The sequence below is a fragment of the Mycobacterium sp. IDUB_24 genome (assembly GCF_055419385.1).
Map to the genome: position 1 here is coordinate 302,495 of NZ_JBVAXO010000001.1, position 14,144 is coordinate 316,638.

Sequence of the window (14,144 nt, forward strand, 5' to 3'; positions counted from 1 at the left end):
TCCGGAGGGGGCCGATGTCGTCAGGCGATGTTGTGGCGCTAGTCCAGGTAGTCCCGCAGCACCTGCGAGCGCGACGGGTGGCGCAGCTTGCTCATGGTCTTGGACTCGATCTGGCGGATGCGCTCACGCGTGACGCCGTAGACCTGGCCGATCTCGTCGAGCGTGCGGGGCTGGCCGTCGGTGAGCCCGAACCGCAGCCGGACGACGCCGGCCTCGCGCTCGGACAGGGTCTCCAGCACCGACTGCAGCTGATCCTGCAGCAGCGTGAACGACACGGCGTCCACGGCCACGACGGCTTCACTGTCCTCGATGAAGTCACCGAGCTGGCTGTCGCCCTCGTCGCCGATGGTCTGGTCCAGCGAGATGGGCTCACGCGCGTACTGCTGGATCTCCAGCACCTTCTCCGGCGTGATGTCCATTTCCTTGGCCAGCTCTTCGGGCGTGGGTTCGCGACCCAGATCCTGAAGCAGCTCACGCTGAATGCGACCGAGCTTGTTGATGACCTCGACCATGTGCACCGGGATGCGGATGGTGCGGGCCTGATCGGCCATGGCGCGGGTGATGGCCTGACGGATCCACCAGGTGGCGTACGTCGAGAACTTGTAGCCCTTGGTGTAGTCGAACTTCTCGACCGCGCGGATCAGGCCCAGGTTGCCTTCCTGGATGAGGTCCAGGAACGCCATGCCGCGGCCGGTGTAGCGCTTGGCCAGCGACACCACCAGACGCAGGTTCGCTTCCAACAGATGGTTTTTCGCGCGGTCGCCGTCACGGCAGATCCACTGGAAGTCGCGCCGCACCTGAGTGGTGAGTTTCTCGCCCTTCTCGGCGAACTCGGCCATCTTCTGGGTGGCGAACAGCCCGGCCTCGATGCGCTTGGCGAGCTCGACCTCTTCCTCGGCATTGAGGAGGGCGACCTTACCGATCTGCTTCAGGTAGGCGCGGACGGAGTCGGCCGAGGCCGTCAGCTCCGCGTCCTTGCGTGCCTGTCGCAGCGCTTCGGACTCTTCCTCATCCCACACGAAGTCGCCGGAGGCCTTGTCCTTCTCGGACGGCTCGGGGTGGTCTTCGTCGGACTTGGCCGCCTTGGCCGTCGCCGGCGCGGAGGCCTTGGCGTCCTTGCCTTCCTCCGCCTCGTCGTCCTCGTCGTCGGCGGCATCCTCGACGTCGTCGTCGGTGTCGAGATCCTCGTCGAGTACGAGTTCGGTGTCCTCGACGTCGAGATCCTCGCCCGGACCTGCCTCCAGGTCGTCGGTGGTCTCCGCGTCGTCGTTGACGTCCTCGGGCTTGCCCGCCGCGGCCTTGGTCGCCTTCTTTGCGGGCGCCTTCTTGGCAGGAGCGCGCTTGGTGGCGCTGCCGCCCTCGGCCTTGGCCGCCGTGCTCTTGGCTGCCCGCTTGGCCGGGGCCTTCTTGGCGGGAGTCTTGGTAGCGGTGCGCTTCACCGGCTCTTCGGTCGCCGGGCTTGCTTTTGTCGCTGCCACGTACACCCTTTCGGTCTCACGAAATTCTCGGTGGATATGGGCATACTCCACCGAATGCGTCTGCTATCGAATGTTGGCGTTCTTATCGGCTGGGATATTCACCGCTATTCGGTAGGCGGCCGCCGAGGACCATTGTAACGACAGTGTGAGGGTTCGCCGTGCCGAGCGGCGAATTTTGCCACCGGACCAACCCGACACGGCAAAGTTACCCGGCGGTAGCTTGGGCGCCGGCCGGTCCCGGATCCTGACTGGCCATGGCCGCCCCCACGATGCCGGCGGAGTTGAGCAACGTCGCGGGCACGATCGGGGTGCGGATCTTCAGCAGCGGTAGCCACTTGTCCGACTTGCGGCTGATGCCGCCGCCGACGATGAACAGGTCCGGCCAGATCGCGTTCTCGATGGTCACGAGAACCTTGTTCACCTCTTCGCTCCAGCGCGCGTAACTCCATTCCTTGCGCTCCTTGACCGACGACGCGGCGCGGTGCTCGGCCTCCTTGCCGTCCACCTCAAGGTGGCCAAATTCGGTGTTGGGCAACAACACACCGTTATGGATCACCGCAGAGCCGATGCCGGTGCCGAAGGTCAGCAGGACCACGACACCGGAGTTGTCCTTGCCCGCCCCGTAGTGCTCCTCGGCCAGGCCTGCCGCGTCGGCGTCGTTGAGGACCCGCACCGGCAGGCCGCCGAGCGCGGTGCTGATCACCTCGGAGGCGTTCACGCCGATCCAGCCCTTGTCGACGTTGGCCGCGGTACGCACGATGCCTTCGGTGACCACGCCCGGGTAGGTGACGCCCACCCTGCCGGTCCAGCCGAACTCGGCCACCACCGCAGCCACCGACTTCGCCACCGATTCCGGGGTGGCCGGCTGCGGCGTGTCGAGTTTGAACCGGTCGCCGACGAGTTGCCCGGTGTCGAGGTCGACGATGCCGCCCTTGATGCCGCTGCCGCCGACATCGACACCGAATCCCCGGCGTTGGGGCGCTGCGGCGGGTACCGGATCCGCGGCGGGCGCGTCGGGTGCGGTCATGGGTGCTCCTTTGTGGGACAGGCGGTGAGGAGGCTGTCGGACAGCTGAGGGACGAACCAAGGCGCGCCCCCACCCTAGTAGTTCGCCAACGCCTGCGCGTGCGGTCCGACATCCCGGTCCGGCGTCTTGTGAAGCGACTTTTCGGTCAGAAGGTGTTGCGATAGAGCGGTGACCGACAACAGTTTCGATGCTCCCGCCCTGAGGGTCGTGGCCGAGCAACTCGCCACCGAAGCGGCAGAGTTCGTCGCGCGCCGGCGTGCCGAGGTGTTCGGCACCGTCGCGAACCCCGACGGTGACGGGGTACGTGACGATGCGCCGACCGTCAGATCCAAGAGCACCCCGACCGACCCCGTCACGATCGTCGACACCGAGACCGAACGGCGGCTGCGCGAGCGACTGGCGGTGTTGCGACCGTCAGAGGCGATCCTGGGGGAGGAGGAGGGCGGTCAGGTGGAGGGCCGTGACGGACTGAGTTGGGTGATCGACCCGATCGACGGCACGGTGAACTTCGTCTATGGGATCCCGGCCTATGCGGTGTCGGTGGCCGTGCAGTACGACGGCCGGTCGGTGGCCGGAGCCGTGGCGAATGTGCCTGCCGGTGAGGTGTACTCGGCCGCCCTCGGACACGGCGCGGACGTCGTGCGGGGCGGGGTGCGGACCCCGCTGCGGTGCAGTGCCGTCGAGGAACTGTCGATGGCGCTGTTGGGCACCGGGTTCGCCTATGAGCCCGCCCGGCGGGCGAGGCAGGCCGGTGTGTTGGCACGGGTTCTGCCCTCTGTGCGCGACGTGCGCCGTATCGGCTCGTGTGCCCTCGACCTGTGCATGGTCGCTGCCGGCAGGTTGGACGCCTATTACGAAGAGGGTGTCCAGGTATGGGACTGGGCCGCGGCGGCGCTCATCGCCGCCGAAGCCGGTGCGACGGTCTGGTTGCCGGACGCTCCGGGTGCCGAGTTCGCGGCGGCATCGGCGCCGGGCGTCGCCGATGCCCTGCGCGACGCCCTAGCAGGTGCCGGTATGGATCTTTGACAGCAGCGCGGAATCCGACGGGGCGGTGGCGTCGGGCCGAAGGCTGGCCAGCACGGCCTTGATGTCGTCGTTGCTGGTGAGTTCGCTGAACTCGGTGCCCAGGGACAGGTCGACCGTGGCGTCCGGCCTTTCGTCCTGGAACAGTTCGGTGCACGGGGCCACCAGCCATACCGCTGCGGCGGCGGCGCGGCCGGACGGGCCGAACCGGATCTGGCCCTGGCATTCCAGCCGGGTGTTGGCGTAGATCGGGTCGTTTGCCGCCTCAGGTTGGGCAAAGCCCAGATCGCGCAGCGCGCCGGCCACCTCGCCGGCCTGGCCGCCCTGGCCGCTGGCGTTGAGCACCCGGATCCGGGCCTCGGCCAGCGGTGCCGGCGTGACTTCGGTCATCGCCGAGCCGGCCACCTGTTCGCCGAGCTTGGGGGCTGCCGGATCGGTGGCGGGCGGGTTGTTGCACACCGTGGCCTCGTGCACATCTGTCGGCTGGTTGAGCGCGATGATCCACACGATCATCGTCACCACCGCCAGTGCGACGAACAGCACAATGCCGGGAACGAAACTGCGCCGACGGAACGGTCGACCGTGACGGTCGAAGGCAGCGCCATCGGTGATTTGTGCGACCACACCTGCACTCTAAGGCCAACCGCGTTCGCCGACGCAGCAGAGCTCAGACGCTATTGTGATGTAAATCACAGTGAAACGTGTGGCAATACGGGCACGAATCATTTGGGGAATGCGTTCGACGCTGGTACAAAGCTCTGCTGCAAGGTAAGGGAGGGGACACAGACGATGGCTACCGACTACGACGCTCCGCGGCGTTCCGAAGCAGACGAGGTTTCTGAGGATTCGCTCGAGGAGCTCAAGGCGCGGCGCAACGAGGCGCAGTCCGCAGTGGTGGATGTTGACGAAACAGAATCTGCCGAGTCGTTCGAGCTGCCCGGCGCAGACCTGTCCGGCGAGGAATTGTCGGTTCGGGTGGTCCCGAAGCAGGCCGACGAGTTCACGTGCTCCAGCTGTTTTCTGGTGCATCACCGGAGCCGGCTGGCAAGCGAGAAGAACGGCGTGATGATCTGCACGGACTGCGCCGCCTGAGGGCGGCTCGATTCGCGGCTCAGTCGCTGCTGAGCGCAGCGAGGACACGATCCGGATGCCTGGAACTGATCAACCAGTACGGGGTGGGGTCATCCGGATCGTCCAGCACCACCAGGACCATCGGGCCGACCCAGGCCCGGTGCACCACGTAGGCAGCGGGATCGAGTTGGCGGCCGAGTGCGGCGGACTTCGCTGACCGCGGCACCTCCGCGGCGCGGGAGATGACGCTCGTCGGCAGGTGTGCGTCACCGATCCACAATTCGGTGTCGCCCGCGCTGTCGCGTGCCACCTTCAATTCGGTCTTGCTGAACCACATCAGCACGGCCGCCGCCACGCCGAAGAGCAGCACGTACGGCAACCATGCCGGAATGGCCGGGGCGGCCAGGCCGATCTCGAATGCGATCACCCCTGCCAGCACCGCAGCGGGTAGCGACCACCACCACGGCACCCACAAACGTTCGCGGTAGTGAACGCTTTGGGCGGTTGCGCGCGTGTCTGACACGCGGCTCAGAGTAATCTGTGACGTCGTGTCCACCTCTCTGGCGGTCGTCCGATTGGACCGCGAACTACCGATGCCCAGCCGGGCGCACGATGGTGACGCGGGCGTAGACCTCTACAGCGCGCTCGATGTCGAGCTGGCCCCCGGCCGGCGGGAGCTCGTGCCCACGGGCGTCGCGGTGGCCATCCCGCACGGAATGGTGGGCCTGATCCACCCGCGCTCGGGTTTGGCTGCACGCGTGGGTCTTTCGATCGTCAACAGTCCGGGCACGGTCGACGCCGGCTACCGCGGCGAGATCAAGGTTTCGCTGATCAACCTCGATCCCGACACTCCGATCGTGATCAACCGCGGTGACCGGATTGCCCAGCTGTTGGTTCAGCGGGTAGAACTGCCCGAGTTGGTCGAGGTGACCTCGTTCGACGAGGCGGGCCTGGCTGACACCTCCCGTGGCGACGGCGGCCACGGTTCCTCCGGCGGACATGCGAGTTTGTGATGGCATTCGGAAAACGCAAGAACGATGCAGCTGATGACAAGGCTGATCAGAACGACGACGAGCGGGTTGAGCAGCCGGCTCCGGCAGACACGGCTGACGAGGACCTGAGCGAGGACTGGCCTGACGACCAGGGCCCGTTCGACGTCGAGGACTTCGACGACCCCGCCGTTGCGGTGCAGGGTCGGCTCGACCTCGGCTCGGTGCTGATCCCCATGCCCGACGGCGGCCAGGTGCAGGTTGAGCTCAACGAGGCCGGGGCGCCGAGTGCGGTGTGGGTGGTGACTCCCAGCGGGCGTTTCACCATCGCCGCCTACGCCGCGCCCAAGAGCGCCGGCCTGTGGCGTGAGGTGGCCGGTGAGCTCGCCGAGTCGCTGCGCAAGGACGCCAGCTCGGTGGTCATCCAGGACGGCCCGTGGGGTCGTGAGGTGGTCGGCGCGGGTAATGGCGGTGTAGTGCGCTTCATCGGCGTCGACGGCTACCGCTGGATGGTGCGCTGTGTGGTCAACGGCGCACCGGAGACCATCGATGCGTTGGCCGACGAGGCGCGGGCGTCTTTGGCCGACACCGTGATTCGTCGCGGGGACACGCCGCTCCCGGTGCGTACGCCGCTGCAGGTGGAGCTGCCCGAGCCGATGGCGGCCCAACTTCGTACCGCGGCGCAGCAGGCCGCGATGCAGCAGGCGGCCCAGCAGCAGGCCGCTGCGTCACCCGACCTGCCGCAGGACCAGCCGCCGGCCGAACCGGTGGCGCGGCGCAGTGTGCAGGGCTCGGCGATGCAGCAGCTGCGCACCATCACCGGGGGCTAGCCGGTCCGCCCCTCAGGTCGCGACGCTGTCGCTGGCGGCCTCCTGTAGCGCCGCCACACATGCGGCACCCAAGACACCGGTATCGAGCCCCATCTGTTCGAGCGTGACCGACCGCAGCGCTGCCTGCGGCGCGGCGGCCACCCACTCGTAGCCGACCTCGGCCGGGTGCACGGGATCGTCGGTTGCGACTGCGACGCCCATCGGTACCCGAAGCTGTTCGAGGTCGGCACTGCCGGGCGCGCGGTAACCGGCCGCTTCCTCCATCGCGTCGGGCAGAGTGGGCCACTGGCCGACCCAGGAGCGGGCCAACTCGTCGGCCAGCCACGGCGGGCTGGAAGCCCGCATCTGTGCCACTGTGGCCGCCAGTCCCTCCCGCCGCAGCAGGTCCGCCGACTGCCGGGCCAACAGCGCGGCGGGGGCATGCTGGGAGGTGCCCGTCCACGGCGGCAGGGCGGCCAGTACGGCCACGCTGCGGCCGGGATGGTCCAACGCCCACCGCACTGCCACGACTGCGCCGATGGACACCCCGCCGACCGCGATGGGGCCCGACCGAGCGGCGTCGTCAAGCGCCTGCAGGTAGCCCTCGACGAGCCGGTCCGGAGTCGGCGGCGGGGTCACCACCAGTGCGCCCGCGTCATGCAGCGCATCGGAAAATGCCCGGTAGACGTAGTTGTCGTCGGACCCGGTGCCGGGCAGCAGAACGGTTGGGACACCGCGCAGGATGACGCTCATCACATGATCGTGCCTGCCCCGTCAAATCGTCGGCGTGCCGACCCGCACCCCACGTGGCATTCGGTGAACAAGAGGTCTACGGTGGCGTTGGTTGGGCGGATTCACAGAGGATCCGCAGAAGGTCAGGAGAGGCCATGGCTACGGCCGAAGGGTATCTGCGCCGGCTTACGCGACGCCTGACGGAAGACCCCGAACAGCTTGATGTCGAAGAGCTCAGCGAAGAGGCCGCCAACACCGGCGCGCTGAAGGCGATCGACGCCCAGCGCGGCCAGGAAGTGACCATGGTCGGCACTCTGCGCAGCGTGGAATGTAACGGCAAGGGGTGTTCCGGCGGCATCAAAGCCGAGTTGTTCGACGGTACTGACACGGTGTTGTTGGTGTGGCTAGGACAGCGCCGCATTCCAGGCATCGAATCCGGTTGCACCCTGAGGGTGCACGGCCGGGTGGGCAAACTGGAGAACGGCGCCAAGGCGATTTACAACCCCCGCTACGAAATACAGAAGTGAGTCAGGCCGAAGAGAACAGAGGCAGCGCACCTCAACCACCCGACAGTGATCCGGCGCCGGCCCCTGCCCATGGCGGCGGACGTGCAGTGCTGGACCAGATGGGTGGCATCAGCGGCCTGATCTATTCGTCGCTGCCGGTGTTGGTGTTCGTCCCGGTGTCCACGGCCTTCGGGCTGATGCCGGCAATCGTTGCCGCGCTCGGCGTGGCGACACTGATCCTGATCTGGCGGTTGATCCGCCGCGAATCCGTTCAGCCCGCTGTGTCGGGATTCTTCGCCGTGGGCGTCAGCGCCCTGATCGCCTACGTGGTGGGGGAGTCGAAAGGCTATTTCCTGCTTGGCATCTGGAGCTCGCTGGTCTACGCCGTGCTGTTCGGGGTGTCGGTGATCGTCCGGCGCCCGGTGGTCGGCTACATCTGGGGCTGGGTCAACACCCACGACCGGGCCTGGCGTGACGTACGTAAGGCGGTGGCGGCATTCGACATCGCCACCCTCACCTGGGTCGCAGTGTTCGGGTCGAGGTTCCTGGTGCAGCAGTATCTGTACGACGCCGACGAGACGGGCTGGTTGGGCTTCGCGCGCATCGCGATGGGCTGGCCGCTGACCGCCGTCGCCGCCTTGGTGACGTATCTGGCCATCCGGGCCGCGCAGCGTGCCGTACATGCCCAGGACACCGACGGCCCCGACTGCGCCGGAGCGCCGTCTTAGCGCGGCGCTGCGCGCAAGAGCAGCTCGCGCAGTTCGTCCTCGGACTCGGTGACTGCGACGAACAGTAACTCGTCGCCACCCTCCAGAGGGTCGTCGGATTCGGGCACGATCACCCGGGATCCACGCAGAATCGTCACCAACGCGGTGTCGCGGGGCAGCTCGAGCCGCTTGACGGGCTTGCCGCCCCACGGGGTGTCGTCGGGCAGCGTGATCTCGACCAGGTTGGCCTGTCCCTTGCGGAACTCCATCAGGCGCACCAGATCGCCGACTGCGACGGCTTCCTCGACGAGCGAGGCGAGCATTCGCGGCGTCGACACCGCCACGTCCACGCCCCAGTTCTCGTCGAACAGCCACTCGTTGCGGGGATCGTTGACGCGGGCCACCACGCGTGGAACCGCGAACTCGGTCTTGGCCAGCAGGCTGACCACGACGTTGACCTTGTCGTCACCGGTGGCTGCGATCACCACGTCGAATTCCTCGAGCTTGACCGACTCCATCACGGTGAGCTCGCAGGCGTCGCCCAGCCGCCAGTGCGCGGCCGGGATGGCGTCGACGTCGATGTGGCCGGCGTTGCGCTCCAGCAGCGTCACGTCATGGTCGTTCTCAAGCAGCTCACGGGCGATGGAGCGGCCCACGGCCCCGGCCCCGGCGATGGCAACTTTCATCAGTGAGACTCCAAGTCCTCGCTCGGTGGCAGTGCGGCGATGGCCAGCGCCTCGGCGATGTGTCCGGATACCGCGGCGATGTACACCTGATCGCCGGCCTGGATCACGGTCTTGGGTTCGGGCAGGTAGCCGTTGCCGAACCGGATCATGAAGGCCACCCGGCCGCCCGTGGCAGCCTCCAGGTCGGTGGCCAGGTGCCCGGCCCAATCCTGGTGCAGCGGAAGTTCGGCCACGCCCACGTTGCCTGACGGGTCCCGCCACTTGGTGGTCTCGGTCTCCCTGGTCAACACATTGAGCAGACGATCGGTGGTCCACGGCACGGTGGCCACCGTGGGGATGCCCAGCCGCTCGTAGACCGCGGCACGCTTGGCGTCGTAGATACGCGCCACGACGCGCTCGACGCCGAACGTCTCGCGGGCCACCCGGGCCGAGATGATGTTGGAGTTGTCGCCAGAGGACACCGCCGCGAACGCACCGGCCTCCTCGATGCCCGCGCGCAGCAGCACGTCGCGGTCGAACCCCATACCGAGCACACGTTCACCGGCGAACTCCGGCGAGAGCCGGTGGAACGCGGTGCTGTCACGGTCGATGACCGCGACCTCGTGGCCGATCCGGGCCAGGCTGTCTGCGAGGGACGCGCCCACCCGGCCGCACCCCATGACGACTACACGCACCCGTTGGTCCTTTCCGGTGGCAGAAAAGCGCGGTTGCTCTCAATCCGTGCACCCGGAACGCTACCGCTTTGTCACGACTTTCCGCGTTCGGGCTTAGTCTTGGCTCTCGTGTCCAAGCTTTCGACGGCGACGCGCCGTCTGGTCCTCGGGCGGCCGTTCCGCAGCGACAAGCTCTCTCACACCCTGCTGCCCAAACGGATCGCCCTGCCGGTGTTCGCCTCCGATGCGTTGTCGTCGGTGGCCTATGCACCAGAGGAAATCTTTCTGGTGCTCTCGGTGGCAGGAGTCACGGCCTACTCACTGACTCCGTGGATCGGCTTGGCAGTGGCGGCCGTGATGCTGATCGTGATCGCCAGTTACCGGCAGAACGTGCATGCCTATCCGTCCGGCGGCGGTGACTACGAAGTTGTCACCACGAACCTCGGGCCGACCGCAGGCCTCACGGTGGCCAGCGCGCTGATGGTGGATTACGTGCTGACCGTTGCGGTGTCGATGTCCTCGGCGATGTCGAACATCGGTTCGGCGGTCCCGTTCGTCGCTCAGCACAAGGTGATGTTCGCGGTGGCGGCGATTCTGCTGCTGGCGTCGATGAACCTGCGCGGCTTGCGGGAATCGGGCACGGCGTTCGCGATTCCCACCTACGCGTTCATGGTCGGCATGTACATCATGCTGGGTTGGGGGCTGTTCCAGATCTACGTGCTGGACCATCCGCTCCGCGCGGAGTCCGCGGGTTTCGAGATACGTCCCGAACACGGCGAGGTACTCGGCTTTGCACTGGTGTTCCTGGTGGCCCGGGCGTTCTCGTCCGGGTCGGCGGCGCTGACCGGTGTCGAGGCGATCAGCAACGGCGTGCCGGCGTTCCGGAAACCCAAGTCGCGCAACGCCGCGTCCACCCTGCTGCTTCTCGGGGTGATCTCGGTCACGCTGTTCATGGGCATCATCCTGCTGTCCAAGGCCACCGGCGTGCAGATGGCCGAGCGGCCTCACGAGCAGCTGATCGGTGCACCACCGGACTATCACCAGAAGACCCTGATCGCCCAGCTTGCCGATGCGGTGTTCCACGACTTCCCGGTGGGTCTGTACCTGATCGCCGGCGTGACGGCGTTGATCCTGGTTTTGGCCGCCAACACCGCGTTCAACGGCTTCCCCGTGCTCGGTTCGATCCTGGCCCAGGACCGCTTCCTGCCGCGGCAGCTGCACACTCGCGGTGACCGGCTGGCGTTCTCCAACGGCATCCTGTTCCTGGCCTTCGCCGCGATCGCTTTCGTGGTGGCGTTCCGGGCCGAGGTGACCGCATTGATCCAGCTCTACATCGTCGGCGTGTTCGTGTCGTTCACGCTGAGTCAGATCGGCATGGTCCGCCACTGGACCCGATTGCTGCGCACCGAAACCGATCCGGCACAACGTCGCCACATGATGCGCTCGCGCGTCATCAATGCGGTCGGGCTCACCGCCACCGGCGCGGTGCTGGTGGTCGTGGTGGTGACCAAGTTCGTCGCCGGCGCCTGGATCGCGATCCTGGCGATGAGCGCCTTGTTCGTGACCATGAAGCTCATCCACAAGCATTACGACACCGTGGCCCGCGAACTCGAACGGGAAGACGAGGACGAGGGCGACGTGGTGTTGCCCAGCCGCAACCATGCGGTGGTGCTGGTGTCGAAGCTGCATCTGCCGACAAAACGGGCGCTGGCCTATGCGCGGGCCACCCGGCCGGATGTGCTGGAGGCCATCACGGTCAGTGTCGACGATGCCGAAACCCGCGCTCTGGTGCACCAGTGGGAGGACAGCGATATCAGCGTGCCGCTGAAGGTGATCGCCTCGCCCTATCGCGAAATCACCCGGCCGGTACTGGATTACGTCAAACGGGTGACCAAGGAATCGCCGCGCACCGTGGTCACGGTGTTCATCCCTGAATATGTGGTGGGGCACTGGTGGGAGCAGGTGCTGCACAATCAGAGCGCGTTGCGGCTCAAGGGCAGGCTGCTGTTCATGCCCAATGTGATGGTGACATCGGTTCCGTGGCAATTGAGTTCGTCGGAGCGGTTGAAGGCGCTGCAGCCTCGGGCCACTCCGGGTGACGCGCGCCGGGGATTCCTGGAATGACGGAACTGACGCTGACCACGGGTCCGGCGGCCAACGGTGGCAGTTGCGTGGCCCGCCACGACGGCCGGGTGGTGTTCGTCCGGTACGCACTACCCGGCGAGACGGTACGGGTCAGGGTGCTCGATGAGCGCGGATCATATTGGCACGCAGAGGTTGTCGAGGTGATCGCTCCTTCACCGGATCGGGTCGCTTCGCTGTGCCGTATCGCCGGCGTGGACGGTGCCGGGTGCTGCGATCTGGCATTCGCCGAGCCGGGTGCGGCGCGCCGGCTCAAGGGCTCGGTGGTGGCCAACCAGTTGGCCAGGTTGGGCGCATACACCTGGCGCGATGAGCAGTGCGACGAGCCTCCCGCGGCCGAACCGGTGGGTACCGGCGAGGTGACCGGCTGGCGCACCCGGGTGCGGCTGGACACGACCGCCGACGGCCGGGCCGGATTCCACCGCTACCACAGCGCCGAGTTGGTCACCGATATCGACTGCGCACAACTGCCTGCCGAGCTGACCGACGGACTGGCCGAGATGCGTTGGACCCCGGGCGCCCATGTGCATGCGGTGCTGGATTCCGACGGCCGCAGACACGTTGTGCAGTCCGGCCCCAAGACGACCGGCCGCAAAGGCAGCCGCGCGGGCGGTCCCAAGAATGCCACGCGCGTCATCGAGGGCGAGTACGAGACGGTGCAGCGCATCGGCGGGCGGCAGTGGATGCTGCCGGTGACGGCGTTCTGGCAGGCCCACCGTGGCGCAGCGGCCCTCTACAGCGGGCTGGTGGCCGATTGGTCCGGGCTGCAGCCGGGCATGACGGCATGGGACCTGTACGGCGGTGCCGGGGTCTTCGCCGCCGCGCTGGCCGAACAGGTCGGGCCGGACGGACGGGTGCTCACCGTGGACACGTCCCGGGGAGCATCGCGTGCGGCCCGCAGCGCGTTGGCAGACCTGCCCTGGGTATCGGTGGTCACCGACTCGGTGCGCCGGGCCCTGTCTGCCGAGTCAGGACGCCCCGACGTCGTGGTGCTCGATCCGCCGCGCACCGGTGCCGGCCGCGAGGTGATCGACGCGCTGGCGGCCACCGAGGTACCGAGGGTCGTCCACATCGGTTGCGAGGCGGCCTCCTTCGCACGTGACGTGGGGTTGTATCTACGGCAGGGTTACACCGTGGAGGAGTTGCGGGTGTTCGATTCCTTCCCGCTCACCCACCATGTGGAGTGCATCGCGGTGCTGACGCGCTGAGCCGATGGACCGGGCCCGGGTCACTCCTGCGTGTCGGGGCCCATGGTCGGGGTGGGGAAGTGTGCGTAGGTGGCACGGTTGCCGCCCTGGGCCTTCGACTGGTTCATCGCGGTATCGGCCAGTGCCACGAGGGCGTCGACGATCTGCTGGGTGGGCAGCTCCGTCAGCGGGCGCAGTTGGCTGCACGCCGTGCCGATGCTGGCCGTGAGCCGCATGGGCGTGGTGGTGATGGCCATGCGGATCCGGTTCACCAAAGGTGACGGATCGTTGGTCTTGAACACGTCGGCGATCAGGAATTCGCTGTCGGACACATGCGCCAGCGGGACCTTGTGGCGCACGGTCTCGCGGATGGCCTGGGCGACGGCGACGCGGGCGTGCAACGTGCTGTGGCTGCCGTCCATGTCGCTGAGCAGCGCCATGTCATCGATCCCGACCGCCACGACCACCAGGTATTGATCGTCGTGGCGACTGTGGGAGCCCAGCATCGTGGCGGTGTGCATGTCGAATGCCTCGCGGTTGAGCAGCCCGGTCAGCGGGTCGATCTCGCCCGGGTGCTGGACGCGGTCGGGTTCGATCAACTCGACGGCCATCCGGCACAACGCCGAGGTACTCAGGATCACCAGCACTGCCACCAGCGTGCCCACCACACCCAGCCAGACATCCGTCAGCGCGACCCGCACACCCAGGAAAGCCACTATCGCGCCGGAGGCCACCCAGGTGAGGTGCAGTACCCGGCGGCTGTGCAGGAATGCCGTGTAGGCGGTGATCAGGCTCAACGAACTGGAACCCATGAGGCCGACGACGGGGTCCACCAGCAGGATGCAGGTGGCGCCGATACAGGCCGTGCCGATGGAAACGACGGTCCACGACTGGGTGCGGCTGGGCCATTGCCGCCGCCACCACCACTGCGCCAGGGTCAGCCCGCCGATGGCCACGGCCACTGCCACGTACTGGAGGCCGCCGTGCGGACCTTTGGGGCTGACCAGCAACAGCAGTGGGACCAGGCTCAACCCGATGATGGTGACCCCGATGAGGCGCTGCATCCGGGTGCGCTTGCCCTGCGCAGCAAGCAGGGCGGTACGCGCGTAATAGTGATCGAATGGACTCAACCCG

The 14,144-nt window shown here is 67.3% G+C and carries 16 protein-coding genes; 8 read left to right on the top strand and 8 right to left on the bottom strand.

The window, feature by feature from the left end; translation table 11 throughout:
* Positions 1–38: 38 nt before the first annotated feature.
* Complete coding sequence (locus ACZYZF_RS01495; protein WP_463834338.1) at positions 39–1,478, bottom strand: RNA polymerase sigma factor; 1,440 nt, start codon at positions 1,476–1,478, stop codon at positions 39–41.
* A 205-nt stretch (positions 1,479–1,683) separates the two neighbouring features.
* Entirely contained in the window at positions 1,684–2,505 is an 822-nt protein-coding gene (gene ppgK / locus ACZYZF_RS01500; RefSeq protein WP_463745589.1) for a polyphosphate--glucose phosphotransferase, read from the bottom strand.
* A 168-nt stretch (positions 2,506–2,673) separates the two neighbouring features.
* Here ppgK and ACZYZF_RS01505 point away from each other — a divergent pair, with 168 nt between their 5' ends.
* Positions 2,674–3,531, top strand: coding sequence for an inositol monophosphatase family protein (locus tag ACZYZF_RS01505; protein ID WP_463834339.1), 858 nt, complete (start codon positions 2,674–2,676; stop codon positions 3,529–3,531).
* On the opposite strand, the gene cei is transcribed toward ACZYZF_RS01505, so the two are convergent.
* On the bottom strand, positions 3,505–4,152 hold the full coding sequence (gene cei, locus ACZYZF_RS01510) for an envelope integrity protein Cei (protein ID WP_463745591.1): 648 nt from the start codon (positions 4,150–4,152) through the stop codon (positions 3,505–3,507). The genes ACZYZF_RS01505 and cei overlap by 27 nt on opposite strands.
* A gap of 165 nt (positions 4,153–4,317) precedes the next feature.
* Between cei and ACZYZF_RS01515 the strand changes: the two genes are divergently transcribed.
* Positions 4,318–4,620, top strand: coding sequence for a DUF4193 domain-containing protein (locus tag ACZYZF_RS01515; protein ID WP_209917335.1), 303 nt, complete (start codon positions 4,318–4,320; stop codon positions 4,618–4,620).
* Between the two features lie 19 nt (positions 4,621–4,639).
* On the opposite strand, the gene ACZYZF_RS01520 is transcribed toward ACZYZF_RS01515, so the two are convergent.
* Positions 4,640–5,122, bottom strand: a complete 483-nt coding sequence (locus tag ACZYZF_RS01520; RefSeq protein ID WP_463834340.1) for a DUF3093 domain-containing protein — start codon at positions 5,120–5,122, stop codon at positions 4,640–4,642.
* A 25-nt stretch (positions 5,123–5,147) separates the two neighbouring features.
* Between ACZYZF_RS01520 and dut the strand changes: the two genes are divergently transcribed.
* Together dut and ACZYZF_RS01530 are read left to right on the top strand one after the other, a co-directional pair.
* On the top strand, positions 5,148–5,612 hold the full coding sequence (gene dut / locus ACZYZF_RS01525; protein ID WP_463745593.1) for a dUTP diphosphatase: 465 nt from the start codon (positions 5,148–5,150) through the stop codon (positions 5,610–5,612).
* Complete coding sequence (locus tag ACZYZF_RS01530) at positions 5,612–6,418, top strand: DUF3710 domain-containing protein (protein ID WP_463834341.1); 807 nt, start codon at positions 5,612–5,614, stop codon at positions 6,416–6,418. Before dut ends, ACZYZF_RS01530 begins: the two co-directional genes overlap by 1 nt.
* Before the next feature lie 12 nt (positions 6,419–6,430).
* Here the strand turns inward: ACZYZF_RS01530 and ACZYZF_RS01535 are convergent, their stop codons facing one another.
* Positions 6,431–7,150 carry an alpha/beta fold hydrolase gene (locus tag ACZYZF_RS01535; protein ID WP_463834342.1) on the bottom strand — a complete coding sequence of 240 codons (720 nt, stop codon included), beginning with the start codon at positions 7,148–7,150 and terminating at the stop codon, positions 6,431–6,433.
* A gap of 134 nt (positions 7,151–7,284) precedes the next feature.
* On the opposite strand from ACZYZF_RS01535, the gene ACZYZF_RS01540 reads away from it, so the two are divergent.
* Complete coding sequence (locus ACZYZF_RS01540) at positions 7,285–7,656, top strand: OB-fold nucleic acid binding domain-containing protein (protein ID WP_463745596.1); 372 nt, start codon at positions 7,285–7,287, stop codon at positions 7,654–7,656.
* Positions 7,653–8,363 carry a DUF3159 domain-containing protein gene (locus ACZYZF_RS01545; protein ID WP_463834343.1) on the top strand — a complete coding sequence of 237 codons (711 nt, stop codon included), beginning with the start codon at positions 7,653–7,655 and terminating at the stop codon, positions 8,361–8,363. The genes ACZYZF_RS01540 and ACZYZF_RS01545 overlap by 4 nt, the downstream gene beginning before the upstream one ends.
* On the opposite strand, the gene ACZYZF_RS01550 is transcribed toward ACZYZF_RS01545, so the two are convergent.
* Both ACZYZF_RS01550 and ACZYZF_RS01555 read right to left on the bottom strand, forming a co-directional pair.
* Complete coding sequence (locus ACZYZF_RS01550; protein ID WP_463745598.1) at positions 8,360–9,028, bottom strand: potassium channel family protein; 669 nt, start codon at positions 9,026–9,028, stop codon at positions 8,360–8,362. The genes ACZYZF_RS01545 and ACZYZF_RS01550 overlap by 4 nt on opposite strands.
* Complete coding sequence (locus tag ACZYZF_RS01555; protein ID WP_463745599.1) at positions 9,028–9,702, bottom strand: potassium channel family protein; 675 nt, start codon at positions 9,700–9,702, stop codon at positions 9,028–9,030. Before ACZYZF_RS01555 ends, ACZYZF_RS01550 begins: the two co-directional genes overlap by 1 nt.
* Before the next feature lie 108 nt (positions 9,703–9,810).
* Here ACZYZF_RS01555 and ACZYZF_RS01560 point away from each other — a divergent pair, with 108 nt between their 5' ends.
* The gene (locus ACZYZF_RS01560) at positions 9,811–11,805 is read left to right on the top strand and encodes an APC family permease (RefSeq protein ID WP_463745600.1); all 1,995 of its coding nucleotides are present in this window, start codon (positions 9,811–9,813) and stop codon (positions 11,803–11,805) included.
* A complete protein-coding gene (locus ACZYZF_RS01565; protein WP_463834344.1) occupies positions 11,802–13,031 on the top strand; it encodes a class I SAM-dependent RNA methyltransferase in 1,230 nt (409 codons plus the stop codon). The genes ACZYZF_RS01560 and ACZYZF_RS01565 overlap by 4 nt, the downstream gene beginning before the upstream one ends.
* A 20-nt stretch (positions 13,032–13,051) precedes the next feature.
* Here the strand turns inward: ACZYZF_RS01565 and ACZYZF_RS01570 are convergent, their stop codons facing one another.
* Positions 13,052–14,140: a GGDEF domain-containing protein gene (locus ACZYZF_RS01570; protein ID WP_463745602.1), complete on the bottom strand. Its 1,089-nt coding sequence runs from the start codon at positions 14,138–14,140 to the stop codon at positions 13,052–13,054.
* Between the last annotated feature and the right edge of the window lie 4 nt (positions 14,141–14,144).